A 26727-nucleotide genomic window follows, 5' to 3' on the forward strand; every position below is an offset into this window, starting at 1 on the left:
CGGAAGGGAACGGCTCGCTTTCCGCGGGCATGTGGTGAGCTTCCTCGGGATTAACAGCCCTGCGGGATCTGTTCATCCCGCAGGAGTCTTCGCCGTTCCCTTCCGCCCCTATGCGATCACGGAGCGCTCGAAATTCTCTGAATAAACACCTTTCAATGAACAAGGATCATCTATAATCCACCCTGAGTTTTAATGTTTGTTTACGTGTAGGAACCTTGTTATAGAAGCATTAGAGGCAAATGCAGCATGGCTCCTGTCTCCTATAGCAGGGTCCGTTCACTAGATATCGTTGGGTTGGTGGGGAAATGACGAGACTTCCATGGGAGAAGGGACTAGGTGAGATCCTACAGGGAGTGAAACGAGCGAGGAAGCTCACCGTTCCCCCCATAGGAAAGCGAGTTATTTCCCCACCAGCCCTCTTCCACATAGAGTAATGGACTCCCAACTATCTCGAAACTGAGTATTCAAGTAATGGGAGCTTTACCTTAATAACGACATGGAAGTATAACAGATTTAATTAAGAGTTGCCCAGCCAAAGCATAAGGCCTACAGCTCCAAAAACAAGCGCCGAGACAAGGTAAATATACCCGAAAACTCGGTGCTTAACTTCCTCCTGGCTGGTTTCTACAGCCCCTGAATAGATAAGAAATAAAATAGCTATGATATACATGGATAATTCTACGCTTGCGTAGGGTCCTTTTTTTATTATGAGCCATAAATCAATGGGAATGGCTGTGAATAGAGGGAGGTAAAGAGGATTAACCCAATCTCCCCATTCTTTTTTCTCCTTGAACATAATACCCCTCCTAATTTTTATGGCTTTGTTAAACTTCATTTTTGATTTAAAGGTAAAGCTCCAGTCTGCTTAAGATAACTTGGATCCTTTGCCAAAAAGGGGAGGGCGGCTACGGAAACAACTCGTCTTGTTCCATCACCCAGACACTCGAGACATAAACCGCTCATTAACGGATTGAGAAACCGTAATCCTTTTGATGGTCGGCTTATGCTGGTCGTGTCTGGGCGATGCAGCTGGTCGAAATCGTCCCCCGCAGGACCTAATTCCCACAAAAGTCTCGAAACTGAGTCTTCCACAATCCGGCCCTCTTCCGAAATAGACACCTTATGAAAAATCAACAATAAACTCTGCCAGAGCCATTTTTAGAGAAGCATCCATCCGAGCAGACTTCCTGCAGTTCCAAACCATATAGCAAAACCAATATTCCATTTCGTTATGCGGTAAGGATTCCTGCCTGTTAACTGGCTCATGATGGTGACGGTCGTATTAAATGTACCTGCAGCGTCACTCGCGAGGGTGGATGTTAACAGTACAATAGCGAGACTTAAAGGATTTAATTCGGTCAGTAACGGCTGGATTAAGGTTCCCATCAGGCTAATAGTTACTAAGGGATGGATGCCGATTAATGAGAAGAGCAAGGAAACCAGCTGAATAGCTATGAACAACAGTAAAGGCAAGGAAGATAATTGCAATAAGGGCGTTTGAATCATATTAATCATTGTAGTCTGTTCAAACATTTCACTGAAAAAACCAAGTGATATAAACAAAAGCATTAGGTTCTGTAAGCCGTTGACCTGGGGAACCCAGTTTTTTTTGTTGTAGCTTATAAATTCTTTCAGTTGTTTTATCGTAAGCGCCCATAACAGAGTGAAAGGCAAAATCAATAGGATAACGGCATTAAAATAAGTAATACTTAGTAGCTTCTGTACCCCAAAGGCGAGAAAAATAAATAAAAACAGCATGCCGAGTAAGTAGCTGACTTTCCCCATTAATTGACTGCCGGATGTCTCTGAGGAAGTTTCCGGTGCTTCATAAACCTCTTGTCTGTAAGTGAACCATCCAATGCACCAGTCGATGAGCAATAGTGAAATAGAAAAAAATAGAGCCCACGGCAGCAATTCAAAGTAAGCTACTCCTGTAATCGTAACAGTGAGGGCGATAAAAATTTCTATAGGACTCCATACGTTGGCCAGTGCAAAGGAGCGGAGGATGGATTGGCTGGAAAATGGATCAAGACGTGATTTGCTGAGTTTCTGTGCTGAATCCTTTACCACTCCCTGCACAATAGTAATAGCCGAAAAAAAGACAAAAAGACAGAGAATGTAAGCAATTAAAGAACTTCGGTAATATAGCTGACCTAGATGTTTTGTTCTTAGCTGCAGCAGATTCTGCAGTTCTTGGTCATATTTGCCCACCACCATAAGATTGTTAACAAAGGGTAGGAAATATAAAAGACTAAGAAGTAAAGCCGTAGAAGTAAAATGTAAGGGGAGAGTCAGCCAGTTTTCGCCGGAGAAGCTAAAGATCAGGAATCCGGCAAAAACAAATATAGTAGAAATGATTTGAAACGTACGACTCGCTCCTTTAAAGGAAACCGGAATAATAACCAGTGCGGAGCAGCCTAATAAATAGATTATGTAATTATTATCCATAAAAAGAGATATTAGGTAAATAAGGATAAAAATGGTATATAAAGAGGGTTTTAAAATTTTTTTATATGTGTATTCCATAAACAAACTCCCCTAATTTTAAGCATCTCGTTATAATCGTCCAAGAATAGAAGTAAAAAGTCAACTTGCATGGGATAAATCTTCCAGACAGTGGGTTTTTAATATATTTAGACTCAAGTATCGTTTTGTGGATTTGGCATATGTGTATCCACTTGTTAAGCTTAAGCTTGTCTATATCTTACCCCCCTCTTTATCCCCTCTTTTTTCCAGAAAGAATGAATTGCTTACTTAGGAACAAACTAACAACTAGCAGATAAGTCAGAAAGGATGCTTTGAAATGAAGACGAAATTGATTGATTGGCCTACATTTATAGGCGCATTAATTTTGCTGGTAGCGGTTACGCTTCCACTAATTTTGTTCCCTGAAGCCGGAAAAACTTTTGTGGCTGACGCCAATAGTTTTATGACAGGTAACTTTGGCGTGCTGTACATGATTATGGGCTTTGTTGTTTTTGCTTTTCTATTATTTGTAGCGTTCAGTAAAAATGGTTCGATTAAATTAGGTGATGAAGGAGAAAAGCCTGAATTCAACACGTTTTCCTGGGCGGCTATGTTATTTGCTGCAGGGATTGGTTCGAGTATTCTATATTGGGCAGTAATAGAATGGGCTTATTATTATCAGGGGCCTCCATTTGGGGTAACTCCTGAGTCTCAAGAAGCCATTCAGTGGGCCTCCGCTTACGGAATTTTTCACTGGGGTCCTATTGCATGGGCTATTTATACGCTTCCTGCTTTACCAATTGCTTATTTCTATTATGTAAGGAAGAAGCCGGTACTTAAAGTAAGCGAAGCTGTGCGTCCTGTGTTAGGAAAATCAGTAGACGGGCCTCTTGGAACTGTAATAGATGTTTTGTTTATGTTTGGACTGCTGGGCGGTGCAGGGACGACGCTTGCGCTTGGTACGCCTATGATTGCTGAAGGTGTTAATAGTCTAACAGGTATCCCGGCGAATCTTGGATTGAAATCTTTCATTATGCTGTTATGTACATTGATTTTTGCGATCAGTTCGTATTCGGGGCTTAAAAGAGGTATTAAAGTTCTCAGTGACATCAACCTTTGGTTATCCTTGTTTATTCTGGCCTTTGTTTTCATCTTTGGGCCTACCCGGTTCATTAGTGAAACGACGGTTAACGGTCTTGGAATACTCGCAGATAATTTCTTTAAAATGGCTACATGGATGGAGCCTTTTGCAGGTATAGGTCCATTTGGTGAGACTAATTTCCCAGAATCCTGGACTATTTTCTATTGGGCCTGGTGGCTTGTTTATGCCCCGTTCGTAGGTCTGTTTGTTGCCCGAATTTCAAGAGGGAGAACCATTCGACAAATGGTTCTTGGAACGATGATTTATGGAACAATCGGCTGTATCTTGTTCTTTGGAATCATGGGTAACTTCGGTTTATACATGCAGCTGACTGGATCGTTTGATGCGGTTGGTTTTATGGATCAAAATGGAGCTCCGGCAACGATTATTGCTATTATTAATCAACTGCCGCTTGCTAAATTCATGGTGCTCGCCTTTACTGTGCTTGCTATCATATTTCTGGCGACGACATTCGATTCTTCCTCCTACATCCTTGCTTCTGTTGTTCAAAAGAGTGTAGAAGGCGAGCCAATGCGCTGGAACCGACTGTTTTGGGCGTTCGCTCTATGCCTAATGCCGCTTGCGCTCATGTTCCTTGGTGGTTTGGGTACACTCCAGACGGCAAGTATCGTGGGAGGATTTCCGCTGATTTTCATTATGATTTTATTAGCCTGGTCCTTTATGAGAGCCTCAAGCGAAGATATTCGGGCCTCTGATGACTATCAGTCCTCAACGATTCACATCGAACGCTGGAAGAAGAAAGGCAAGAAACGCAGAAGATCAGCTCTCGAAGTACTTGAAGAAAAAAATAAAGATAATGATGAAGAGGACAAATAAGTAAGGGAAGCCTCCGTGCATGGCGCGGAGGCTTTTCGTGTTAAAATAGATCAAAAGGAGGGCTCTTATGATATTAAATGCTTTCGGAATATTAATCGTTGGGGCAGCTTTAAGTGTATTGATTATTCTGATAGCTTATAAGTTGTTTGTAAAGAAAGAGTCTATAGACACATCCCATTCCTACACTCCTTTTGACTATATAACTGGACAAACCAGTCAGGAGTTCCATGAAGAAGAAGACTTCCTCCAAGAAGAAGAAAAAGATCCTAATGAAAAACCATAGAGATAGTTCCAATACTTCCCACCTCAGGTCATCCAATTATTGGATGACCTGAGGTGGGATATTTTGTATGGCTCTATTTTGGAAGATAGGACCGAGGTGACTGAATGATAAAGTCTCCGCTGTCGCTTAAGAACTGATTAAGCAGGTGAAGGTGATCGCCTCCAATTAAAACCAAGATTCGATCATGGGGACCAGCTATCCGCGCAATATTGGCGGAGATGGCTAAATCCCGATGATGCCATTGTTTCAACCATTGAACCCCGACCTGATGCTGGCGGTCTCCCACTTTTGCAAGCTTCATGTATACTCTTTGCAGCTCCTGGATATAATCGGGCCGATTAATATAAGAGAGGGAATGCAGCAGATCTTCGTCATTTTCCATCTTCTTCAACTTCGACTGGACTTCGAGAATCTCCTGGAATAGTTCAGGCTGATGTTCTTTAGCCCATTCAAACACTTGATTTAAAGAAGGTGTATTCATGTCTACCACTTCATCAACGGGATATACCCGAGGATGTTCTAGTTCATGAGCCAGTCTGAAAGCAATTTGTTCGACTTCATCGTAAGTAGGTTTCAATTCACCGGATAGAAATTCCCGATATTTACGATCGAGTTCCTCCTCAATGAGAAAGGACTTTTCAACAGCAATTTTAGTTGGATTATATTTCTTAAAAGCTTCGACGACGGTGTGGATATGATCCTGCTGCTCATTTACGGTTTGAGGTTCCATTGCCATATGAAATGTACCGAGAAGCATAACTTCAGGTTTACTCATTTATCATTCTCCTAACATTATCCCAGTTTTACCCACCTCAGGTCATCCATATTATGGATGACCTGAGGTGGAAGGTTTTAACATGATCATTCTGCTGGTTTATTAAAGTGGGGCAGTACATATTCTCCCAGTTCTTGAAGTATCTCAGGAACGGGGCGTTCATTTTTGGATAGACCAAACATGATATGGTTCACACCCGCTTTTCTATATTCCTCAAGCAGTTCGACGGCACGTTTTCTTCCTGTTCGATAGCCGGCAGGTATTTTCTCGAGCGGGTAATCAGGATCGTCCATTAATTCCAGCGGAAGAGGCATGAAAAAGGGACGAAAAGCACCAGAACCATGATATTCTTTCACTTTTTCTCTGTAAGCTGAAATGATCTCTTCCTGCTTCTCAGGACGCTGCGGGTAGAACATCCAGCCATCTCCATGTTCAGCAACCCAGTCCAGGGTTTGCTGGCAATAGCCCGTCATAAAGATCGGGAGGTTATGTGTAGGCTTAGGAACCAGATTCGACTTGTGCAGCTTTCCGAACTTTGACTCCACCTCCGGAAATTCCTCTGCAATAACTTCATTGAAATAATGAAAACTCTCGCGAAACAACTCACCTCGTTTCATAATATCAATCCCCAGGCCTTCAAAGTCTTTCCTTCGGTCGCCAGAAGAAATTCCGAGCATGAGCCGTTCAGGAAAAAGCCGCTCAATACTGGCAGCTTCTTTGGCCGTGCGAAGCGGATGACGCAGGGACGTGACCAGAGCCGCTGTTCCTAAATGAATAGACGAGGTTTGGGAGGCGAGATAAGTAAGATAAATTAAGCTGTCGAAAATTTGTCCGGTAGCCGGATCTTCAAATGTAGGGTCTTCAAGTAGTACATCCTGGAACCATAAGCACTGAAAGCCCATTTTTTCGGCAAGCTGAGCTCTTTTAACTTGATGAATCATTTGAGGTGGTTCTTTATCATAATTTTCAAGCGGGACATTCACACCAAATGATAGTTCGTCTTTCTTAAGCATTTTTTGAAAGCCTTTATGCTGTTCGAACAAGGCAGGACCTCCTCCGTGGTAATGATGATGCTTCCTATTATAAAGAGGAAAGAGAAGAAGTGCGAACAACAGACATTGTAAACAAATTGTCAGAATCCATGTTAGAAGTATGAGGATTTACATCACCAATCACAGGTTTGTCATTCCAACCAGGGTATTTACCATAACATAAATGAAAAATCTGCCGGGCATAACTATACCTATGTAAGGTGATTATCTTGATAAAAAATGACTGAAATAGGGTCTTTATTTAATAATGTCAACAATGACTCTGACAAACATGCGTTTAGATTGTATTGTATATAGCACTGTAACCGCTTTAAAATAAAATTACAGACAAAGAGAAAAAAGCGTTGAGAGACGAAGGAGGAAACAAAATGAGTGAACAACAAGAGAAAGTGGGAGTGAGGGCAAGAGTCCAGAAGTTCGGCAGCTTTTTAAGTAGTATGATTATGCCGAATATTGCTGCTTTTATTGCCTGGGGAATTATCACCGCTTTATTTATCCAGGATGGTTACTATCCTAATGAAGATTTAGCGGCAATGGTTGGACCAATGATCACTTATCTATTGCCATTATTAATTGCTTTTACCGGTGGACGGTTGATTCATGGGTTGCGAGGGGGAGTTGTCGCCGCCACGGCTGCCATGGGTGTAATTGTCGGCTCGCCGGACACACCAATGTTCCTTGGTGCCATGGTTGCTGGTCCGATTGCTGGTTATGCCATGAAAAAAGTGGACGAATTCTTTGAAGGAAAAGTTCGACAAGGCTTTGAAATGCTCGTTAATAACTTTTCAGCAGGAATATTAGGAGCGGTACTAGCCGTACTTGCTTACTTTACGTTAAGTCCGCTCTTTTCAGGGATCACCGAACTTCTTGGTGTAGGAGTAGATTTCCTAATCTCAGCTGGTTTATTACCATTAGCCAACTTATTCATTGAACCTGCCAAAGTGGTATTTCTGAACAACGCCATTAACCATGGAATTTTAACGCCGCTTGGTACAGAACAATCTCTAGAAACAGGAAAATCCATTCTATTCTTACTTGAAGCAAACCCTGGTCCTGGACTTGGCGTATTACTCGCCTTTATGTTCTTTGGAAAAGGAGTTTCTAAACAAACAGCACCAGGTGCAGCAATCATTCAATTCTTTGGCGGAATCCATGAGATTTATTTCCCGTATATTTTATCCAAGCCACTTGTCATATTAGGCGCGATTGCTGGTGGTATCTCAGGTACAGCTACTTTTGCTTTCTTCAATGCTGGACTGACCGCCGCAGCGTCACCTGGAAGTATCATAGCGATTATGGGTATGACACCAAGAGGTAATTATCTTGGAGTTGCTGCTGGTGTAGCTGTAGCAGCTGTTGTTTCATTTATCGTATCCTCGATTATTTTGAAAGCCAGCAAAGGTGAAGACGAGGGAGATATTGAAGAAGCAACGTCTAAGATGGAAGGTATGAAAGGGAAGAAGAGCAGTGTCTCCGGCCAACTATCTGGTAAACAGTCTGCAGAAGCTTCAGCGGAAGACCGTAATACAGCTGAGGTTCCTAAGCTTGATTACTCCAAAGTTGATAAAATCATTTTCGCCTGCGATGCCGGAATGGGTTCTAGTGCCATGGGGTCATCCTTATTAAAGAATAAGTTTAAAAAAGCGGACCTTGATATTGAAGTAACGAATATGGCGATTAACGACCTGCCTCAGGATGTAGATGTCGTCATTACTCATAAAGATTTAACGGAGCGTGCGAAACAGAGAGTTCCGAATGCTCACCACATTTCCGTTGATAACTTCCTGAATAGCCCAAAATACGATGAGCTTGTTGAAGAGCTGCAAAACAAATCTACTACTGAAGAAACTGGCGGCACAGCGGAAGTACCTGATGTAGATGCTTCTAAAGTCGACAAAATTATTTTTGCCTGCGATGCCGGAATGGGATCCAGCGCGATGGGCTCATCCCTCTTGAAAAACAAATTCAAGAAAGCAGGAATCGATATTAATGTGACGAACATGGCGATTAATGATCTGCCGCAGGATGTTGATATCGTTATTACTCATAAAGACCTAACAGAGCGAGCGAAACAAAAAGTTCCAAGTGCTCATCATGTGTCCGTTGATAATTTCTTAAACAGTCCGAAGTATGATGAGTTGGTAGAAGAGTTGCAGAAATAATGAAAAGTAGAAAAGAGTCTGTTGGACCAGACTCTTTTCTGTCCGAATATCATTCCCAATGGCTGACGGACAGAGAGGAGTGGAAGGATGTATGTATGTCTCAGCACGAGAACGAAGACTGATTGAAATGCTGCTTGAGACTCCTCAAGATCTAACCATTAAAGACCTGGCGGAATCTTTAGATGTGAGTGCTCGAACGATTCATCGAGATTTAAAAGGCGTAGAAGATATACTGGAAAGCAACGGGTTATCCTTAGAGAAAAAAACCGGAAAAGGAATAGCCATTCTTGGCGAAGAAGAAAGACGCCAGGATTTAAGAATGTCAATAAATGAACAAAACTCTGTAGATTACACACCTGAAGAACGTCATGTGCTCATTCTTTCCTGGCTGCTTGAGTCCCAGGAACCAGTTAAACTCATGACTTTATCAAACGAACTTGGTGTCACCGTTGCCACGATCAGTCATGATCTGGATAAGATTGAAGAAATCCTTGTTAAATTTCAACTCCAGCTGATCCGTAAGCGTGGCTACGGAGTGGAAGTTCAGGGAGAAGAAGGCAACATCCGTGAAGCTATCCAATATATCATTATGCAGCATATGAATGAGCACGATTTTCTTAAATTACTTCGAGAGAACATCCAATCTCCTGCTGCACCTTCGCTGGATGCCGTCTCCGATCATTTGCTTGGTCTCGTTGATCGTCAAAACATCAGTACCATTGAACAGACCGTGAATTCTATTCGGGCGGAGCTGCCTTATCATTTGGCTGACAGTGCTTATATTGGATTGGTCATTCATTTGGCCTTAGCGATTGAACGTCTCCAGCAAGGGGAATTTATTCAAATGGAAGACGAGTATTTGGCTCGTCTTCAGTCAACGAAAGAGTTTGATATTGCCGGAAAATTAATAAGCAAGTTAGAAGAAATCTTTGAGTTATCGATTCCAAAAGCGGAAACCGGCTACATTACGATGCATCTAATGGGGGCCAAAGTCCGGTACAATCAGGACTACATTCTGGAAGATAGCAGTTTGAGTGTTGCTTTTAAAGCAAAGCAGCTGATTGAATTTGTATCGAACGCCTTACATCAGAATCTTCACCAGTCAGATCAGTTGTTGAATGATCTAGTGGTGCATCTGAAGCCGAGTTTGTACCGGATCTACCAGGGAATGGATATTAAAAATCCACTGAGGGAACAAATTGAGCAGGACTATCCAGAATTATTCCTAACACTTGCACGAGCCACAGAATTTGTTTTCCCAACCATTACTTTTCCGAAAGAGGAGACGGCTTTTCTAGTGATGCACTTTGCCAGTGCTTTGCTAAATATGGAAGATTCACGCGGTCTTAAAGCGTTAGTGGTCTGTTCAAGCGGCATAGGTACCGCCAAAATTTTAGCCGCTAAGCTTAAAAAACAATTTTTGGAGATTGAAGAAGTGGATCACCAGTCTCTGTTCGACTTAGATCAAATAACAAAAGAGGAGTATGATTTAGTCGTATCTACCATTCCGCTGGATAGTATGGAGGATTATGTACTAGTCAACCCGATGCTTCCAAATGCGGACATTCAGCGGCTGGAACACCGAATTCGAAAATTGAAGATTATGGAAAGTATGAAGCCGTTCAAAGAAAACGTGGCTCAAGAAGATGAGACCCTCCAGGCCATCCAAGATTCTGTAGGCGGTATTCAGCGCTATGCTGCAACCGTTGGACAGTTGTTAAACGGTTTGTACGTGCTTAGCCACTCAAGTATATCTAAACAAGAGATTCTTCAAGATGTGTGTCTCACATTACAGAACAAAAACATGCTCACAGAAGCGGAAGCCATTACGGAAGCCTTAGTGAACAGGGAAACTGTGGGAGGACTAGGGATTCCAGAGACCACTCTTACCTTGTATCATACAAGGCATCCGGCTATAAATGAGCCGACCTTCACCATTATTAAGCTTAACGAAGCCCTGGAAGTTACGGGAATGGATGGCGAAATGATGCTGTCGTCCGTGTTTATCCTTATGCTGGCCCCACAGGATATAAGTAAAGAGGGGCTTGAGGTGATCAGCTTCTTGAGCTCTATGCTGATTGAGGAACCTGAAATGGTGAGGGTGCTTGAAAAAGAAGAAGAAGACCAAATTAAAAATTATGTGTCTAATCAGCTTCATCAGTTTTTTAAGAAAAAAATATCTTAATAATTTAAAGAGGAGAATGAATATGTCTGATAATATTTTAACGTCCAATACGATTGAATTGAATGCACAGTTCAGCTCTAAAGAAGAAGCGATCCGCTATGTAGGAGGTTTGCTTCACGATGGTGGTTATGTAGAAGAAGCTTATATTGATAAAATGATGGAAAGAGAAGAAGTGACTTCTACCTTTATGGGGAACTACGTAGCCATCCCTCATGGTACGGAAGATGCAAAGAAATCAGTGAAAGAAACAGGTCTTGCTGTAGTTACAGTTCCAGAAGGCGTTGATTTTGGTGATGGAAATATCGTGAAATTGCTCATTGGCATCGCTGGTAAAGGAGACGAGCACCTTCAGATCCTCTCCCAAATTGCGATTGTATGTTCAGAAGAAGAGAATATCGATACCATTCTAAATGCTCAATCTAAAGAAGAAATTATCAGCATCTTTAATGAGGTGAATTAAAAAATGAAAGCCGTTCACTTTGGAGCAGGAAGTATCGGAAGAGGATTCATTGGCGCACTGTTATCGCAGGCAGGGTATGAAACCATATTTGTAGATGTGAATGGTGAGTTAATCAATGAACTAAACCAGAAAAGGTCTTATCACGTGGATCTTGCCGGCACAGAACGTTCTATTGAGGTCACGAATGTATCAGGGTTAAACAGCATCAACGATGAACAGGCAGTCGTGAAAGCAATCGAGGAAGCTGAAATTATTACTACAGCTGTCGGGCCCAACATTCTGTCTGCGATTGCGCCTGTCTTAGCTCGGGGTCTCCTTCAGAAAGAAGGTAAAGGAAACGTGATTGCCTGCGAAAATATGGTAGGCGGAAGTGAAATTTTGAAAAATCACGTTCTTGAACACGCAGGTGCTGAGGAAAAGGATTGGATTATTGAGAATATCGGCTTTCCGAATTCAGCTGTGGATCGAATTGTACCGGATCAGCATCAGGAGGATCGATTAACGGTTAAGGTGGAGCCTTATTTTGAATGGGTAGTAGAGACTACCGCTATTAAAGGAAATCCTCCGGAAATAAAGGGGATTACGTATGTCGATGATTTGACTCCTTACATCGAGCGTAAGCTTTTTACGGTGAACACGGGACATGCAGTGGCTGCCTACTTAGGGAAATTCCATGGCTACCAGACGATTAAGCAGGTTATGGGCGATCCAGCTATTAAAGAGAAAATTCGAGGAGCCCTTCAGGAATCAGGAGCGGTTCTGATCGAAAAATATAAATTCGATGAGGAAGTTCACCACGAATATATTGAAACGATTCTCAGCCGTTTCGAAAACCCGGACTTATCAGATGAAGTTACTCGTGTTGGACGGGCACCCATTCGAAAACTCGGGCCAAATGACCGTCTGGTACAGCCGGCCGTTTCTTATTTGGAATACGTACAGAAAGATCCGATGCATCTTGCAGAGGTTATAGCTGCTGCTTTATTCTACGAGAACGAGCAGGATCAGGAAGCTGTTGAACTGCAGAAGCTTATCACTGAAAAAGGAAGAATCAATGCCTTTAAGGAAGTCGCAGAGTTGGACAGCGATCATCGACTTGTCAAAGCAGTTGAAGCACAGGTCCATCATTTAGCAAAATAATCACTAAAAAACCTCCAGAGGAAATTTAATCCTCTGGAGGTTTTTTGTCTTTTATTTGATTGTGTTTCTTTAAAGCCTGAATCACTTCTTCTTGATGATCACCGATAAAATCAAGGCCGTAATGATATTGGCCGTGAGCCGGCTTCATCCATATGACTTCCGCTGTAAAAGAAAGATCGTGACCGGCTAGTGAGGTGGCGACGAATAAGTGGACGGTTTTGCTAGTGGGTATATGTACACCGGAAGCAAGTCTCATCCCTCCAGGACTAATGTCTATAACACTGCCAGATCCCATGGAAGAATTGACAGATTTTTTATCTACCTTGATTAGTTTAAAGCCAGCGGAGAGAGGCTCCTCGAAGGTGTATCGCAATGTTTCATTTCTTCTGTATCGCATGAAATCGACCTTTCTGGCTAAGACATCTTTTAATTGAAAATACCAAAATATTCTTGGAAAAGCAATCTATCGTTTTATGAGTTGTTTCACTTTATCTTGTGTGTGAAAATTCTGATACAATAAGATAGGTGAATATGTTTACATAAAAGAAAGGGGAACGTTATGAATACACTCCATAAAACATGGAATTTAGAAACGATTTTTGAAGGAGGCAGTGAATCTGAACAGTTTCATAATTACGTTCTGAAAACAGAAGAGGAAATTAGCAAGTTAGAGAGTCTTGTACACTCATTCACATCTCCCAAAAATACCGACCAGACAAAGGAACTCTCTGAAATTGTAGATCAAATTCAACTGGTAACGAAACGACTGGGAGAAATCGGGGCATTTATTAGCTGCTTGAATGCTCAGGATGTAAATGATAAAAAAGCAGGTGCCTGGCAGTCCAGACAGAATGAACTCAGCGCTGCGTTTGGAAATCTGCTCACACAATTCGATCAGAAATTAGTTCAGACGGATGAGGATGTATGGAAATCGTTATTGAAACATGCTCCATTTCATCAGTTGGAATTTATTCTTAATGAGCGACGAAGGGCTGCCAAGGACAAATTGGAGCTGCGGCAAGAGTCCTTAATTAATGATTTAGGGGTGGATGGATATCACGCCTGGGGACAAATGTATGATGCTATTGTTGGGAAATTAACTATTACACATGAAGGAAAGACGCTTTCCGTAGGTCAGGCCTCAAATTTGCTCAACTCACCCGACCGCGCCGTTCGGAAGGATGTTTTTGATAAGCTCCAGAACACCTGGAAAGCACAGACGGATCTATTCAGTGAGACATTGAATCATCTGTCAGGTTTCAGACTTCAAACCTATAAATATAGAGGTTGGGAGCGGGTGCTGAAAGAACCGCTTGAGTACAATCGAATGAGTGAAAAGACCTTGAACACAATGTGGGAAACGATCACAAAATACAAAAAACATTACCTTCCTTATTTAAAAAGAAAGGCTCATATGCTTGGTATAGAGCGTTTAAGTTTTTACGATGTGGAAGCACCTGTAGGCTCAACGGAACAGACAATGAGTTTTCAACAGGGAGCTGAGTTTATTACTCAGCAATTTCGTTCGTTTAGCCCAAAAATGGCAGATTTTGCAGAAATGGCTTTTGAAAAGCGCTGGATCGAAGCAGAAGATCGTTCGGGCAAAAGGCCAGGAGGTTTCTGTACAAGCTTTCCTGACAGCGGACAAACAAGGATCTTTATGACTTATTCCGGTACACCATCTAATGTTGCTACGCTGGCCCATGAGCTGGGACATGCCTATCATCAGCACGTAATGGATGATCTCCCTGCCTTGAATCAGGGATACGCTATGAACGTGGCTGAGACAGCTTCAACATTTGCGGAGATGATTGTTTCTGATGCAGCCGTGAAGCATGCGGCAAACGACACCGAAAAAATGACGCTGCTTGAAGATAAAGTTCAGAGGAGTATTGCTTTCTTTATGAACATCCACGCCCGTTTCTTGTTTGAAACCAGATTTTATGAAGAACGTAAAAAGGGAGTGGTTTCAGCTGAACGCTTAAACGAACTTATGGTTGAGGCACAGAAGGAAGCTTATGAAGAGGCACTGGATGAGTACGATCCAACCTTTTGGGCATCCAAACTTCATTTCCACATTACAGATGTACCATTCTATAATTTCCCTTATACATTTGGTTATTTGTTCAGCCTGGGTATTTACGCGAAAGCTCTAAACTCGGACAGTGATTTTGAAAATGACTACATTGCCCTGTTGCAGGATACGGGTCGTATGACGACAGAAGAACTAGCAGCTAAGCATCTGGATGTAGATTTAGAGAAGCCTGAATTCTGGGAACAAGCTATGGATCTTTGTATGAAAGATCTAAATGACTTTATGGAGCTTAGCGCAAAATAACCGGGACGATTAATGAGGAGGAATTCAAATGGAAGAGAAGCTTATTCCTGAAGTTGAAAAGCAGCAGCGAGTAGAAGAATTAGAAGGCTGGAAATTGACGGATAACAAGTTTATTGTTAAACGCTATCGCTTTGAAGACTTTCTTTCCGGCATCCGTTTTGTTAATCTTGTTGCCGAATATTCGGAAGAAATTCAGCATCATCCTTTCATCAGTATCGATTACAAAGTGGTCACCATGAAGCTGACTTCGTGGAATGCCAAGGGACTTACGGAGCTTGATCTGGCATGTGCAGAAAAATATGATATTTTATACAGCAATATAAAGTAAGAATAAGAAAGACCAGTAGAAGGAAAAAACACACTGGTCTTTCTTAAGTTATAGTAGGAATGATAAAGGAATCCACACCAATGGTTCGTAAGTCAGGGAGCGGAATGTCCATTAAACACCACTGCCTAATAAATAAAAGCTCCCATTACTTGAAGACTCAGTTTCGAGATATTTAGGTTGAGAGGACAGTCCTTCGGGGGACGATTTCGCTTTCCGCGGGCATGTGCTGAGCCTCCTCGAGCAAGCTCTGCGGGGTCTCACCGATCATGTTTATCCCGCAGGAGTCTACGTCGTCCCCCTCCGGACCTGGCCGAATGAGAGGCTCGAAATTACTCAAAAACGTATCAGCTTTACGAGGTGCGGTGATAAGCCTTTAAAAGCAGATAATTTGGCTTAATCGCCTGGTATATAAGCATTCCACTCAGTTGATGGAAGCCAAGAACTTCTCTTTCCGAAGGGGCCGTTTCCCTTATTACGTGGGGCTGGTGGGGAAATGGCGAGACTCCCATGGGAGAAGGAACTAGGTGAGATCCCGCAGCGAGTGAAACGAGCGAGGAAGCTCACCGTTCCCCCATAGGAAAGCGAGTTATTTCCCCACCAGCCCCTGACCTTATAACGTAACGGACCTTAGATATCTCGAAACTGAGTCTTCAACTAATCGGCCCTATTGTGGATGAACTAGCTTATTAAGAGTAACAACAACGTTGAACATAGATGTTAAAGGAGGGAATGGAATGACGGTGGTGAAAATTGCGATATGGATCGATGTTCCGATCGAGTTTTGTTTTGACATCGCCAGAAATATCAGCCTTCATCCCCAGTCAGTCCCTCATACAAAAGAGAAGGCAGTGGCGGGAGTGACGGAAGGATTAATACATGAAGGAGAAACCGTGACGTGGGAAGCCATTCACTTAGGGATCCGGCAGACTTTGACAGCTCGGATCATTTCCATGAATCCGCCTTATGAGTTCGTGGACCGCATGGAAGAAGGGGCTTTTCAATCCCTTATCCACGTTCATCTTTTTGAGGAACAGAATGGGGGTACGCTTATGACGGACATCTTACAATTTGAATCTCCATTTGGTCCTGTAGGAAAAGTTTTTAATCGGTTATTTCTAAAAAAATACATGAGGGATTTCCTCGCTCGCCGGTCAGAAAATCTAAAGCAGATCGCAGAAGATGAATATATGAGAGGAGACAATCCCGACATCTAGTTCATCAGAAAAACCTGAATTAAATTAAAAGCTATTTCAGATTCGAAAGAAGACAAAAGAAGGATAAGCTTTTCTATCGAACGAAAAAACAGTTAAGAAAATCGTCAAAACGCTAGGAAAGCCGCTCTTAATTAAAAGCGGCTTTCTGTATGTGGTGTTAAGTTAACCCTTCGTCCTGACGTCGAATCATTCTATATCTATTAGTTTATGTGCTCTCTTACTATGAAAAGGTTAACAAGCCAAGATTAGCATACCTTCTACTCAAAATCCATTACGTAAAGTAGACAATTATTACAAATTTTCCAAAGCTTCTACGTGCTCCTTCTTAAAGAAGGGCGAATCCTCCGGAGGCATAGCCAGACAGCGAACTTCCTTCTCGGTAAAAGGGTGGATAAATGTCAGACGTGCGGCATGAAGAGCCTGAGAAAGTCCATTTTTTTCTTCTCCTCCGTACAGTTCGTCACCGAGAAGTGGGTGGCCTAAATAGCTCATGTGCACACGAATCTGGTGTGTCCGTCCCGATTGGAGATTAAGTGTAACCAGCGAAGCCTTTCTTGCTTTATCATATTCAAGCACTTCATAAGTCGTAATAGCCGGCTGACCATTTGGGGAAACACGACGTCTTACCGGATGATGGCGGTCTTTGCCGATAGGCTGATCTATCGTAGCTTTTTTCGGCTTTAACCGGCCATGGGCCCACGCAATATATGTTCTTTTAATATTTCGGTCCTGCAGTTCTTTTCCTAGCATGGCAATGGCCAAATCGTGTTTGGCAAAAAGGATCGCCCCCGATGTGTCCTTGTCAAGACGGTGCACATACTTTGGGGTGGCTTCAATACCGTTCATCTGAAAGTAAAAAGCAACACCATTAACCAGCGTATGATGATCATCCGGTGTGTTGGGATGGGTAAATAATCCAGCAGGTTTATTAACAACTAGCAGGTGATCATCTTCATAGACGACGTCGATGTCCATGTACACTGGTGTGACCTCAAGCTGGCGAGGCTTGAATAATCGAATTCTTAAAAGGTCGTTTGCCTGTACTCTTGTATCTTTCCAGTTCGCGGTTTCATTATTTAACGTCAATTCTTTGTTGGAGCGGAATTCGTGAACCAGCTTTCTCGGCACAAACCATTCTTTTTTCATGACCCGTTCAATGGTATACCCGTTCCATTTCTCTGGTATAGTAACCTCCAGCCATTCTCCAATTCTTTTCGTTTTCATATACACACCTAACTTCATTAAATGATATCGTGCGGCATTCTCATTATTTTACCCGGGATGTTCTTCTTCACGCAATGGCTATTTTACCCAATGCATTCTTTTTTGTTAAGTTTATAAGAGAGGAAAAGTGGTTATTATGTTGATTATGTAAAGAATTGTGGACTGGTATCGACATCTGCATAACTATGTTATAATAGATGGGTTGAATAATTAGTGAAACGAAAGAGGTGTGTGCTTCATGCAACACAGAAATGATATTCGCAATATAGCGATCATCGCTCACGTTGACCATGGTAAAACCACATTGGTTGACCAAATGCTTCATTACTCCGGAACATTCCGTGATAATGAGCACGTTGACGAGCGTGCGATGGACTCAAACGATTTAGAGAAAGAACGCGGAATTACGATTTTGGCGAAAAATACCGCGATTAACTATAATGATGCACGGATCAACATTCTTGATACACCAGGTCACGCCGATTTTGGTGGAGAAGTTGAACGTATTCTGAAAATGGTTGATGGCGTACTTCTAGTGGTTGATGCTTATGAAGGCTGTATGCCACAAACACGTTTCGTGCTTAAAAAAGCACTGGAACAAAAGTTAACACCCGTAGTTGTATTGAACAAAATTGACCGTCCGAATGCCCGTCCCGGTGAAGTAATTGATGAAGTCCTTGATCTGTTCATCGAGCTTGGTGCGGACGATGAACAGCTTGAATTCCCTGTTGTATATGCATCTGCTCTAAACGGCACTTCAGGTGATGAGCCGGAAGAACAGAACGATACGATGGATCCGATTTTCAAATTAATCATGAACAATATCCCGGCTCCTTTAGATACGAAAGAAGAGCCATTGCAGTTCCAGGTAACGCTCTTGGATTACAACGATTATCTTGGGCGTATTGGTGTAGGCCGCGTCTTTAGAGGCAGTATCAAAGTGGGACAGCAGGTCTCTCTTATGAAGAAGGACGGATCAGTGAAAAACTTCAGAGTGTCCAAACTCTTTGGTTTCATTGGACTTAAGCGTATAGAAATCGAAGAAGCTAAGGCTGGAGATATTATTGCGCTTGCAGGACTTGAGGACATTAACGTAGGAGAAACCGTCTGCCCTCCTGATAATCAGGAAGCAATGGAAATTCCTCGTATTGATGAGCCGACGCTTCAAATGACGTTCCTTGTTAATAACAGCCCATTTGCTGGACGTGAAGGTAAATATGTAACTTCCCGTCAGATCGAAGAGCGTCTATTGACTCAATTAGAGACGGATGTCAGTCTTCGTGTTGAGCCTACGGATTCTCCAGATGCCTTTACCGTATCCGGCCGTGGTGAGCTTCACCTGTCCATTCTAGTAGAGAACATGCGCCGTGAAGGTTTTGAACTTCAATTATCCAAGCCGAAAGTTATCTTGAAAGAGATTGACGGACAGGTTTGTGAGCCGGTTGAACGCGTTCAAATCGACACGCCTGAAGAATATCAGGGCGGTGTTATGGAATCCATTGGTTACCGTAAAGGTGAAATGCAGGATATGGTCAACGACGGCAATGGTCAAGTTCGTCTTGAATTCCTTGTACCATCTCGCGGATTGATTGGATATTCCACTGAATTTATGACTCAGACGCGCGGTTACGGAATTTTGAACCATACGTTTGATGGCTACGCTCCATTAACAAAAGGTCAAGTCGGCGGTCGCCGTGAAGGTGTGCTTGTTTCCCTTGATAAAGGAAAAGCTTCCACTTACGGAATCATGAACCTTGAGGACCGGGGAACTATTTTCGTAGAACCGGGTACTGAAGTTTATGAAGGAATGATTGTAGGAGAGCACAACCGCGAAAACGACCTTACCGTTAATATAACTAAAGAAAAACATTTAACGAACGTGCGTTCCGCTAACAAAGACACGACAAATACCATCAAGAAAACTCGTAAAATGACGCTTGAAGAAGCGATTGAGTATCTGGATGACGATGAGTATTGCGAAGTAACACCTGAAAACGTACGTCTTCGTAAGAAATACTTGAACAAAAACGAACGTGAAAAAATGGCGAAGCAGAAAAAACTGCAAAACGCTGATATTTAATAACAAAAAGGCCTGAACCTCTTTATAGAGGCTCAGGCCTTTTTTTACTCTGTCACTTCAACTGTCTCTTCCTGGTGGCCGTGAATATCCTGGTCCGGTTTTTCATAATGGATGGTAACGGTATACTCACCAGCAGCAGGGAAAGTGTGAGCGGCTGTGTATTCTCCAGGTTCTTGCTCTTTGGCATCCACATAAATATGCTGATCCAATTGCTCGGAATTGATTTCAAAACGCACCAGACCATCTTCAAATGGCTGTTCCATCTGATTGATGTGGGTGGTTAGCTGCGCTTCCTCTCCAGCTTTAAAGCCTTCTTCCTTCATAAAATGAACCATGAATTTCTCTTTCATTTCGTCGTGCCCTTGTGAATCCTCGTGACTGTGTGAGTTGCTATCATCAGAAGTAGCTGACTGTTCTTCTCCAACTTTTACTTCAACCTGAGGCATCGTATGCAGGTCTCCTACTTGTGTATGCGCAATAACTTGATAGGTACCTGAAGAATCGAAAGTATATTCGATCGTATAGATTCCGTCACCTGTATGCTCTGCCTCAATGGTTTTGGAACTTTCCTGACCTTGTGAATTGTTCCAAATTTCAAAATCTACATAATCAGCGTCTTCTACAGGTTCACTTCCCTGTGTGACGACTGCTTCAATGTTTGTTTTCTCTTTTACGGGAAGTGGCTGCTCTCCAAACTTTACCTCTACTTCTGGAATTTCAGCTACTTGATCCTCCGAAGAGCTTGTTTCGTTATTCTGCTGGCTTTGTTCATTCGTTCCGCAAGCAGCTAATAGTAAAATAAATATAAATACGAGTAAACTCCATAGCAATCGATTCATGATCAGACTCCTTTCCGTAGTTTCTGTCTTTCATCATAACATTTCTATCTTAAACCAAAATGTGCGTTTTTAGACATTCCTGTGACAGAAGGAACTACTACCTGCACATCTTATGGTCAGACAACAAGAAAAAAAGGCTGCACTCTTATAGAGCCAACCTTCCTTTTCTTTTATCTCCCGGGGTCTATGGACCAATCTTTATACGTATAAAAACGTTCATTAGTGACCCACTTCATAGCTTCAGGATCTTTGATTTTAATGCCTTCTTCCAGCATCTCAAGCATCCGTGCAGTTTGAGAGATATGGGCACGCATTGCGTTCAGCTTTTCTGTTTGTACGGATTGAATATCGTTCACTACATCCGGCTCTCCTAACTTTTCTTCTGTGTCGTTAGCGAAAGCAATCGCATGAAATTTGGGCCGTTCGTCCGGTTCCATCTCACGAAGCGCTCGAACTACTGCTCGTGCCGTGGCTTCATGATCGGGATGAACGGCAAAACCGGGGTAGAAACTGATAACTAAAGAAGGCTCCAGCTCATCAATTAAATCTCGTACCATTTGCTTCATTTGTTGATCATCTTCGAACTCGAGTGTTTTATCCCGAAGCCCCATCATACGGAGGTCTTCAATTCCCACTGCTTCTGCCGCTTTTTTTAATTCTTTACGGCGGATATCCGGCAGAGTTTCTCTAGTTGCGAATGGGGGTTTGCCTAGATTCCTTCCCATTTCCCCGAGTGTAAGACACGCATAAGTTAAGGGGGTGCCTTGCTTTATATAGGACGCGATCGTTCCAGACACTCCGAATGCTTCATCGTCAGGGTGTGGAAAAATAACGAGCACGTGCCGTTCTTGTTCAATCATCTAATTCACTCCTTTTGCAGGATTCCTATTTTAATATTATTACGTAATTTGCTTTAATTTTAAAGCTATTTGTTTGTACAGAGCAGGGGGAAGTAGTAAAACATATATCCTGTTAAAAAGCCGTCAGATTTATTTCAATAAATCATATAGCTTCACGAGAGCAATGGCAAAGTCTCCGCGTTTTAGGAAATCATTAGGGCCGAAGTTCCCGTTGGGATACCCTTCCAATAGACCCAGGGCTTTGGCTCGTTTAATAGCAGCAGCCGAATATAGATCATTAGGTACATCCTTAAATCCAGTGTCTCCCGGAACTACCGCAGGTACATAAGCTACATTGAAGTATTCACAGATTCCTTTCGCATGTTCGACAGCAACTTCGTTTTGAAAATCTCTATCAATCATCAGAAGAGCTTCATTCTTATTATCCATAAACCCATTCTCTGTCAAAATAGCAATCATATTCGTTTCGCGTAATACATGGAAATTAGCTTCTTTTATTCCGCGAAATCGTTGGGGGGTACCCTGGCGCAAGTACTTAGCTACAGCATTGGCCAGTTTTCCAGATTCCTTATTCAATTGTCCATTATAAACAAAGATCTCCATTCCACTTGGGTTTTCCCCACTGAATGTTCCGTCAAAAGCATTGTAATGGATAGAGATATAAGCATCCGCTTTATTACTATTGGCTGTATCTGTTCTCTGTTTTAAGGGAGTATCCTCGTCTGTAGGAGATACTAATAAAGTCTTAAAACCACATCTCTCAAGTTCTACCTTCAACAGGTTGACTACGGCCCTATTAAATTCATTTTCACGAATGGATCTGCCGATTTCAGGTATAAAGGGCGTTCGTTTTCCAGCTGTATTTATCCCATGACCGTCATCTAAAGCTATTAACTTAGGCATGTTATCACTCCTTTAAGGTTGGCTCTTTCAAGAACCTACTATAGTAGATGAAGAAAGAGTCTTAGTGGACTGGGTATATTTACAGGAAGATGAAAATATCGTTAGGCAATATATGGAATTCATATAGACTTATGGATAAATATTCCTCATTAGTACTTATTTCCGGGTTAGTAAAATAGTGATAGTTGTAAAAATATAGACATTACGAATAGGAAAAATAAATAATAAAAGCCCTCTGCCAAATAGCAGAGGGCTTGAGCTTTATAACACGGGTGTAAAACGCTCTCGGTAGTTAGGGTGGTATAGATAATATAATGGATAACCATACGTGTAAAAGTACTGAATCATTATACCGGCAAAAGCCACACCAGCTGCGGTTCCTAGTCCGACTGGCCCGCCGATAAAGAAAGCGGAGATGGAAGTTGTAAGAGCTATAGCCGTTTGACTCACTCGTAAGCTCAGATTAAATCTCTTGGCGACCACCAAAAATAGTTGATCCACAGGTGCCCGCGGCAGCTGAGGTAAAATATAAATCGACACACCCAGCGCACTGAAGGTAACACCTATCAGCAATAACGCTAGCTGAACGAGAAATGGAGCAGACGCCATCGTCATATTTTTAAATACAATTTCTACCCAAAAGTCCAGGATGAGACTTTCTAAAACGAGCGGGAGCAGAGCTCTTACTTCTGGCTTTTGCTTCATAAGCCAGCCATTAACAAAAATAAAAATCAATTGAAAAATTGCGTACCAGATTCCGACAGTAAAACCAAGCCGATCAGATAATCCTACAAATAACGCGGTCCAGAATCCTGCACCTAATGTGGCTTTTATCAAAAGGGCTACACCAAAAAAGTTAACAAACATGCCAAGAATATAAATAGACATACGGTATAGCATTGTGAATCCTCATCTTTCTCATAAGTTGAAACTTAAAGCCTTTGCTTTTTTCCTTCGGCTATTCTAATAGCGGTGCCCCACGCCGTCAATAGAGGAAGTTATATGGATTATTTTTACTAGTTTGCTGTGTAGTTCAGGGGAATAGGGGCAGGACTCGAAGTTTTTCAATCATAAAAGTGGATTTATTGTTTAAAGAAAGATAAAATCGTAGTTTAATAGCTTCTTACAGCGGGGGATATACAGCAGTGGGAAATAAACGAATGGTTTCGTAAAGAAAGGTATGAGATTAATGCTACATAATCCAACAGGAAAAGAGCGTCTGGGTCTGGCTTTACTTCTAGGTATGCTCGGAATTTTAGGCCCGCTGAATATAGATATGTATTTACCAAGCTTCCCGGGAATTGCCTCGGATTTAAATGCTTCTGCATCACTCGTACAGTTGAGTTTGACGGCTTGTTTAATCGGACTTGCGATCGGACAGATTGTGGTAGGGCCGATTAGTGATGCCCAGGGCAGGAGGAAGCCTTTGCTTCTGTTCATATTTTTATTTGCGGTTGCTTCCCTGCTTTGCGCGCTCGCTCCTAATATCTACATATTAATAATAGCGCGTTTTATTCAAGGGTTTACAGCTTCAGCAGGTATTGTCCTATCCCGCGCGGTTGTGCGTGATGTTTTCGATGGAAGAGAGCTTACAAAGTTCTTTGCTCTGTTAATGGTCATCAATGCAACAGCACCGATGATTGCACCTATGACAGGGGGAGCTATTTTGCTATTACCATTTGCAACGTGGCATACGATCTTTTATTTCCTCTGCCTGCTAGGTTTGATCATCGTATCCACGATTGCCCTGAAGTTAAAAGAAACCCTTCCGCCTGAAAAGAGAATTCCAAGTTCAATTCGGGAGTCCATAAAAACGATTGGGAGGCTCTTAAAGGATCGTTCCTTTATTGGTTATGCGTTAACGATCGGATTTGTACACGGCGGAAGCTTTGCGTACGTGTCGGGAACTCCGTTTGTGTATCAGGGTATTTACGGCGTGTCTCCACAGGTTTTCAGTGTTTTGTTTGGCATCAATGGTCTGGCGATTATTACGGGAAGCTTTCTTATAGGCCGCCTGGGCGGCATAATTCATGAGAGAAGCCTGCTTCGAGCAGCAGTCATTACGGCTGTGAGTGCTACCTCATTTCTTTTAATTATGACGATTATTGAAGGACCGCTGGCTTCGCTTGTTATCCCTATTTTTATATACATGACGGCTATGGGAATGGTTTTAACCAGTACCTTTACGCTTGCCATGGAACATCAGGGGCATCGGGCAGGAAGTGCCAGTGCTGTTTTAGGGATGCTGCCTCTATTGTTTGGATCGATGGTCTCTCCGCTTGTCGGTCTGGATGAAAGTACCGCTGTTCCAATGGGAGCCACGTTATTTATTACCGCCTCCATTGGTTCGATTGCTTTCTTTACGCTAACGAGCAAAAATCAAGCCGCACAAGTTTAAATGAAAGATCCAGACGCTTTGCACGTGTCTGGGTCTTTTTAGCATTTATCGGCAGAAGCCTCCCTCTTCAAGCACTGTGTCGAAGACCAGTGGTAAGGGGGAGATGAATGCCTTCGCCTCCAGGCGAAGGTTTTCGTTTTCTATTTTTACGGTCGTATGGTATTCTAAAATGAGAACATAAGTTCCTGTACGGAGGTGAAAATGGTGACGCACAAAGCTTATAAATTTCGCATTTATCCTAGTAAAGAACAAACAACGTTAATTGCTAAATCCATCGGATGCTCACGTTTTGTGTTTAATCATTTCCTCTCCAAGTGGAACAATGCTTACAAACTTTCTGGTAAAGGTTTGTCTTATGCAAAATGCATTAAACAACTGACACAAATCAAACAAGATTTCCAATGGTTAAAAGAAGTTGATAGTACAGCTCTGCAAAATTCGCTGAGGGATCTTGCAGATTCTTTCGATCGCTTTTTTAAGAAACTTAACAATAGACCAAAATTCAAGTCTAAAAAGAATAGAAAGCAATCTTATCCCGCTCAATACAACAAAGACAATATCAGAATCGACGGTAATAAAGTGAAGCTACCAAAGGTAGGCTGGGTGTTGTTTGCTAAAAGTCGTGAAGTAGAAGGGCGTATTTTAAGCGCAACTGTTAGGCGGAATCCTTCAGGTAAACATTTTGTTTCTATTCTTGTTGATACAAAAGTCGAGAGACTTCCTAAAACCAACTCCTCTGTAGGCATTGATCTCGGATTGAAAGACTTCGCTGTTCTCTCGAATGGCACCACCTATGAAAACCCACGATACCTACGTAAGACCGAAAAGAAACTAGCAAAAGCTCAACGTATCCTTTCCCGAAGGGTGAAGAATCTCGCTGTTCGAACGTGGAACTGCCCAAATTGTGGAAGCCACCACGACCGCGATCTAAATGCGAGCTTCAATATATTGAAGGAGATTCAAAGGATCCTTCCAACCGTCGGTGCGACGGGGCTAGCCTAATCATTTGAACGAACCGTTAGGTTTGTGCTCTTAGGAATCCCCCAACTTCAAGGAGCGTCAGCGAGTAAGTGGGGGTAGTTCAATTTGAGACAAGGCAAATTATAAAATATCTCGTACTTTTTTTGTTAAAATAAACGAATGGGCTAAATAATAAACAAATGATCATGTAAGGAGAGTTTAACGATGAACGAAGAGGCGCGGACACTTAAGGAGAAATTGACCGGGGTTTGGAAACTCGTTAATTATCAGGTGACAGATTCAAGGGGCGTATCCAATCATCCAATGGGCAAAGATGCCTCGGGAATCGCTATTTACCACGAAGATGGCTATATGTCTGTTCAAATTATGAGTTCACGACGGCTTGCCTATGCAGCAGGCGGCATCCATACGGGTCCGACCAAGGCGGTCGCAGCAGCTGCCAAAGGGTATCTTGCCTACTCTGGGACATACGAAATAGATTCAGGGAAAAGCATGGTTGAGCACTATATGACGGTAAGTTTGAATCCGAACTGGGAAGGCGATACGCAGCCGCGTTACGTTCAATTTGAAGGAGACCGATTGATTATTAACAGCCAGCCGGTTTTTATTCAGGGGCAGGAAAAGAATACACAATTAATCTGGGAAAGAGCAGACTCCCTCTCGTAAAAATAACAAGTATGATGTTTCAGAAAAGCTCCCTTTTCTATAAGACTCAGTTTCGAGATAACTCAGGCCCGTTGCAGAAAGATGGTGAGGGCGGCTACGGAAACAACTCGTCTTGTTCCGTCACCCAGACACTCGAGACATAAGCCGCTCATCAACGGATTGAAAAACCACAATCCTTTTGATGGTCGGCTTAGGCTCGTCGTGTCTTTCGGGGTGATTCCACATTTGAACACTTTCCTACGGGGGAACTGGCAAGCCTCCTCAGTCGTTTCACTCCTTGTGGGGTCTCGCCTAGCTCCTTCTCCCGTGGGAGTCTCGTCGTTTCCTCCTCCGCCCAAGCGATATCTAGTGAACAGGCCTGCAATAGGAGAATGGAGCCATACCATCTGCCTCAA

At 42.5% G+C, this 26727-nt stretch carries 23 protein-coding genes; 13 read left to right on the forward strand and 10 right to left on the reverse strand.

The window, feature by feature from the left end; translation table 11 throughout:
• Positions 1-517: 517 nt before the first annotated feature.
• Positions 518-796, reverse strand: coding sequence for a hypothetical protein (locus tag ACTWP7_RS01300; protein WP_443121706.1), 279 nt, complete (start codon positions 794-796; stop codon positions 518-520).
• A 362-nt stretch (positions 797-1158) separates the two neighbouring features.
• Entirely contained in the window at positions 1159-2526 is a 1368-nt protein-coding gene (locus ACTWP7_RS01305; RefSeq protein ID WP_443121707.1) for a hypothetical protein, read from the reverse strand.
• 277 nt (positions 2527-2803) lie between these two features.
• Here ACTWP7_RS01305 and ACTWP7_RS01310 point away from each other — a divergent pair, with 277 nt between their 5' ends.
• Both ACTWP7_RS01310 and ACTWP7_RS01315 read left to right on the forward strand, forming a co-directional pair.
• Positions 2804-4444, forward strand: coding sequence for a BCCT family transporter (locus ACTWP7_RS01310; RefSeq protein WP_443121708.1), 1641 nt, complete (start codon positions 2804-2806; stop codon positions 4442-4444).
• A gap of 67 nt (positions 4445-4511) precedes the next feature.
• The gene (locus ACTWP7_RS01315) at positions 4512-4727 is read left to right on the forward strand and encodes a DUF3951 domain-containing protein (protein WP_443121709.1); all 216 of its coding nucleotides are present in this window, start codon (positions 4512-4514) and stop codon (positions 4725-4727) included.
• A 73-nt stretch (positions 4728-4800) separates the two neighbouring features.
• Here ACTWP7_RS01315 and ACTWP7_RS01320 read toward each other — a convergent pair whose 3' ends face one another.
• Both ACTWP7_RS01320 and ACTWP7_RS01325 read right to left on the reverse strand, forming a co-directional pair.
• Positions 4801-5502, reverse strand: a complete 702-nt coding sequence (locus ACTWP7_RS01320) for a DUF5694 domain-containing protein (protein WP_443121710.1) — start codon at positions 5500-5502, stop codon at positions 4801-4803.
• An 86-nt stretch (positions 5503-5588) separates the two neighbouring features.
• Positions 5589-6515 (reverse strand): TIGR03571 family LLM class oxidoreductase, encoded by a 927-nt coding sequence (locus ACTWP7_RS01325; protein ID WP_443121869.1) that lies wholly within the window; start codon positions 6513-6515, stop codon positions 5589-5591.
• A 407-nt stretch (positions 6516-6922) separates the two neighbouring features.
• On the opposite strand from ACTWP7_RS01325, the gene ACTWP7_RS01330 reads away from it, so the two are divergent.
• From ACTWP7_RS01330 to ACTWP7_RS01345, 4 genes are all read left to right on the forward strand, one after another.
• Complete coding sequence (locus tag ACTWP7_RS01330; protein ID WP_443121711.1) at positions 6923-8716, forward strand: PTS mannitol-specific transporter subunit IIBC; 1794 nt, start codon at positions 6923-6925, stop codon at positions 8714-8716.
• Between the two features lie 91 nt (positions 8717-8807).
• Positions 8808-10901, forward strand: a complete 2094-nt coding sequence (locus ACTWP7_RS01335; RefSeq protein ID WP_443121712.1) for a BglG family transcription antiterminator — start codon at positions 8808-8810, stop codon at positions 10899-10901.
• Positions 10902-10923: 22 nt separating this feature from the next.
• Positions 10924-11361, forward strand: a complete 438-nt coding sequence (locus tag ACTWP7_RS01340; RefSeq protein WP_443121713.1) for a PTS sugar transporter subunit IIA — start codon at positions 10924-10926, stop codon at positions 11359-11361.
• 3 nt (positions 11362-11364) lie between these two features.
• Positions 11365-12501, forward strand: coding sequence for a mannitol-1-phosphate 5-dehydrogenase (locus tag ACTWP7_RS01345; protein ID WP_443121714.1), 1137 nt, complete (start codon positions 11365-11367; stop codon positions 12499-12501).
• A gap of 25 nt (positions 12502-12526) precedes the next feature.
• Here ACTWP7_RS01345 and ACTWP7_RS01350 read toward each other — a convergent pair whose 3' ends face one another.
• Positions 12527-12898, reverse strand: a complete 372-nt coding sequence (locus tag ACTWP7_RS01350; RefSeq protein WP_443121715.1) for a PilZ domain-containing protein — start codon at positions 12896-12898, stop codon at positions 12527-12529.
• Between the two features lie 162 nt (positions 12899-13060).
• Between ACTWP7_RS01350 and ACTWP7_RS01355 the strand changes: the two genes are divergently transcribed.
• From ACTWP7_RS01355 to ACTWP7_RS01365, 3 genes are all read left to right on the forward strand, one after another.
• The gene (locus tag ACTWP7_RS01355) at positions 13061-14839 is read left to right on the forward strand and encodes a M3 family oligoendopeptidase (RefSeq protein ID WP_443121716.1); all 1779 of its coding nucleotides are present in this window, start codon (positions 13061-13063) and stop codon (positions 14837-14839) included.
• A gap of 28 nt (positions 14840-14867) precedes the next feature.
• Positions 14868-15167, forward strand: a complete 300-nt coding sequence (locus ACTWP7_RS01360; RefSeq protein ID WP_443121717.1) for a 4a-hydroxytetrahydrobiopterin dehydratase — start codon at positions 14868-14870, stop codon at positions 15165-15167.
• Positions 15168-15901: 734 nt separating this feature from the next.
• Positions 15902-16381, forward strand: a complete 480-nt coding sequence (locus ACTWP7_RS01365; RefSeq protein WP_443121718.1) for an SRPBCC family protein — start codon at positions 15902-15904, stop codon at positions 16379-16381.
• 291 nt (positions 16382-16672) lie between these two features.
• Here the strand turns inward: ACTWP7_RS01365 and ACTWP7_RS01370 are convergent, their stop codons facing one another.
• Positions 16673-17623 (reverse strand): RluA family pseudouridine synthase, encoded by a 951-nt coding sequence (locus tag ACTWP7_RS01370; protein ID WP_443121719.1) that lies wholly within the window; start codon positions 17621-17623, stop codon positions 16673-16675.
• A 220-nt stretch (positions 17624-17843) separates the two neighbouring features.
• On the opposite strand from ACTWP7_RS01370, the gene typA reads away from it, so the two are divergent.
• Positions 17844-19685, forward strand: coding sequence for a translational GTPase TypA (gene typA / locus ACTWP7_RS01375; protein ID WP_224893248.1), 1842 nt, complete (start codon positions 17844-17846; stop codon positions 19683-19685).
• A 44-nt stretch (positions 19686-19729) separates the two neighbouring features.
• Here typA and ACTWP7_RS01380 read toward each other — a convergent pair whose 3' ends face one another.
• From ACTWP7_RS01380 to ACTWP7_RS01395, 4 genes are all read right to left on the reverse strand, one after another.
• Positions 19730-20524, reverse strand: a complete 795-nt coding sequence (locus ACTWP7_RS01380; protein ID WP_443121720.1) for a FixH family protein — start codon at positions 20522-20524, stop codon at positions 19730-19732.
• Positions 20525-20694: 170 nt separating this feature from the next.
• A complete protein-coding gene (gene bshB2 / locus ACTWP7_RS01385; protein WP_443121721.1) occupies positions 20695-21384 on the reverse strand; it encodes a bacillithiol biosynthesis deacetylase BshB2 in 690 nt (229 codons plus the stop codon).
• Positions 21385-21513: 129 nt separating this feature from the next.
• Positions 21514-22287, reverse strand: coding sequence for an N-acetylmuramoyl-L-alanine amidase (locus ACTWP7_RS01390; RefSeq protein ID WP_443121722.1), 774 nt, complete (start codon positions 22285-22287; stop codon positions 21514-21516).
• Positions 22288-22548: 261 nt separating this feature from the next.
• The gene (locus tag ACTWP7_RS01395; RefSeq protein WP_443121723.1) at positions 22549-23175 is read right to left on the reverse strand and encodes a YczE/YyaS/YitT family protein; all 627 of its coding nucleotides are present in this window, start codon (positions 23173-23175) and stop codon (positions 22549-22551) included.
• Between the two features lie 301 nt (positions 23176-23476).
• Between ACTWP7_RS01395 and ACTWP7_RS01400 the strand changes: the two genes are divergently transcribed.
• The 3 genes from ACTWP7_RS01400 to ACTWP7_RS01410 all read left to right on the forward strand — a co-directional run bounded on the left by ACTWP7_RS01400 (position 23477) and on the right by ACTWP7_RS01410 (position 26332).
• On the forward strand, positions 23477-24685 hold the full coding sequence (locus ACTWP7_RS01400; RefSeq protein ID WP_014642164.1) for a Bcr/CflA family efflux MFS transporter: 1209 nt from the start codon (positions 23477-23479) through the stop codon (positions 24683-24685).
• Between the two features lie 201 nt (positions 24686-24886).
• A complete protein-coding gene (locus ACTWP7_RS01405) occupies positions 24887-25687 on the forward strand; it encodes an RNA-guided endonuclease TnpB family protein (RefSeq protein WP_443121724.1) in 801 nt (266 codons plus the stop codon).
• A gap of 183 nt (positions 25688-25870) precedes the next feature.
• Positions 25871-26332 carry a lipocalin-like domain-containing protein gene (locus tag ACTWP7_RS01410; protein WP_443121725.1) on the forward strand — a complete coding sequence of 154 codons (462 nt, stop codon included), beginning with the start codon at positions 25871-25873 and terminating at the stop codon, positions 26330-26332.
• The last annotated feature ends 395 nt before the right edge of the window (positions 26333-26727 follow it).

This window comes from Halobacillus sp. B29 (assembly GCF_052246755.1).
Lineage (GTDB): Bacteria > Bacillota > Bacilli > Bacillales > Halobacillaceae > Halobacillus > Halobacillus halophilus.

Excerpts from the sequence above, each read along its gene's own strand:
- ACTWP7_RS01300 (WP_443121706.1), bottom strand. The coding sequence starts at position 796 with ATGTTCAAGGAGAAAAAAGAATGGGGAGATTGGGTTAATCCTCTTTAC.
- ACTWP7_RS01305 (WP_443121707.1), bottom strand. The coding sequence starts at position 2,526 with ATGGAATACACATATAAAAAAATTTTAAAACCCTCTTTATATACCATT.
- ACTWP7_RS01310 (WP_443121708.1), top strand. The coding sequence starts at position 2,804 with ATGAAGACGAAATTGATTGATTGGCCTACATTTATAGGCGCATTAATT.
- ACTWP7_RS01315 (WP_443121709.1), top strand. The coding sequence starts at position 4,512 with ATGATATTAAATGCTTTCGGAATATTAATCGTTGGGGCAGCTTTAAGT.
- ACTWP7_RS01320 (WP_443121710.1), bottom strand. The coding sequence starts at position 5,502 with ATGAGTAAACCTGAAGTTATGCTTCTCGGTACATTTCATATGGCAATG.
- ACTWP7_RS01325 (WP_443121869.1), bottom strand. The coding sequence starts at position 6,515 with ATGCTTAAGAAAGACGAACTATCATTTGGTGTGAATGTCCCGCTTGAA.
- ACTWP7_RS01330 (WP_443121711.1), top strand. The coding sequence starts at position 6,923 with ATGAGTGAACAACAAGAGAAAGTGGGAGTGAGGGCAAGAGTCCAGAAG.
- ACTWP7_RS01335 (WP_443121712.1), top strand. The coding sequence starts at position 8,808 with ATGTATGTCTCAGCACGAGAACGAAGACTGATTGAAATGCTGCTTGAG.
- ACTWP7_RS01340 (WP_443121713.1), top strand. The coding sequence starts at position 10,924 with ATGTCTGATAATATTTTAACGTCCAATACGATTGAATTGAATGCACAG.
- ACTWP7_RS01345 (WP_443121714.1), top strand. The coding sequence starts at position 11,365 with ATGAAAGCCGTTCACTTTGGAGCAGGAAGTATCGGAAGAGGATTCATT.
- ACTWP7_RS01350 (WP_443121715.1), bottom strand. The coding sequence starts at position 12,898 with ATGCGATACAGAAGAAATGAAACATTGCGATACACCTTCGAGGAGCCT.
- ACTWP7_RS01355 (WP_443121716.1), top strand. The coding sequence starts at position 13,061 with ATGAATACACTCCATAAAACATGGAATTTAGAAACGATTTTTGAAGGA.
- ACTWP7_RS01360 (WP_443121717.1), top strand. The coding sequence starts at position 14,868 with ATGGAAGAGAAGCTTATTCCTGAAGTTGAAAAGCAGCAGCGAGTAGAA.
- ACTWP7_RS01365 (WP_443121718.1), top strand. The coding sequence starts at position 15,902 with ATGACGGTGGTGAAAATTGCGATATGGATCGATGTTCCGATCGAGTTT.
- ACTWP7_RS01370 (WP_443121719.1), bottom strand. The coding sequence starts at position 17,623 with ATGAAGTTAGGTGTGTATATGAAAACGAAAAGAATTGGAGAATGGCTG.
- typA (WP_224893248.1), top strand. The coding sequence starts at position 17,844 with ATGCAACACAGAAATGATATTCGCAATATAGCGATCATCGCTCACGTT.
- ACTWP7_RS01380 (WP_443121720.1), bottom strand. The coding sequence starts at position 20,524 with ATGAATCGATTGCTATGGAGTTTACTCGTATTTATATTTATTTTACTA.
- bshB2 (WP_443121721.1), bottom strand. The coding sequence starts at position 21,384 with ATGATTGAACAAGAACGGCACGTGCTCGTTATTTTTCCACACCCTGAC.
- ACTWP7_RS01390 (WP_443121722.1), bottom strand. The coding sequence starts at position 22,287 with ATGCCTAAGTTAATAGCTTTAGATGACGGTCATGGGATAAATACAGCT.
- ACTWP7_RS01395 (WP_443121723.1), bottom strand. The coding sequence starts at position 23,175 with ATGTCTATTTATATTCTTGGCATGTTTGTTAACTTTTTTGGTGTAGCC.
- ACTWP7_RS01400 (WP_014642164.1), top strand. The coding sequence starts at position 23,477 with ATGCTACATAATCCAACAGGAAAAGAGCGTCTGGGTCTGGCTTTACTT.
- ACTWP7_RS01405 (WP_443121724.1), top strand. The coding sequence starts at position 24,887 with ATGGTGACGCACAAAGCTTATAAATTTCGCATTTATCCTAGTAAAGAA.
- ACTWP7_RS01410 (WP_443121725.1), top strand. The coding sequence starts at position 25,871 with ATGAACGAAGAGGCGCGGACACTTAAGGAGAAATTGACCGGGGTTTGG.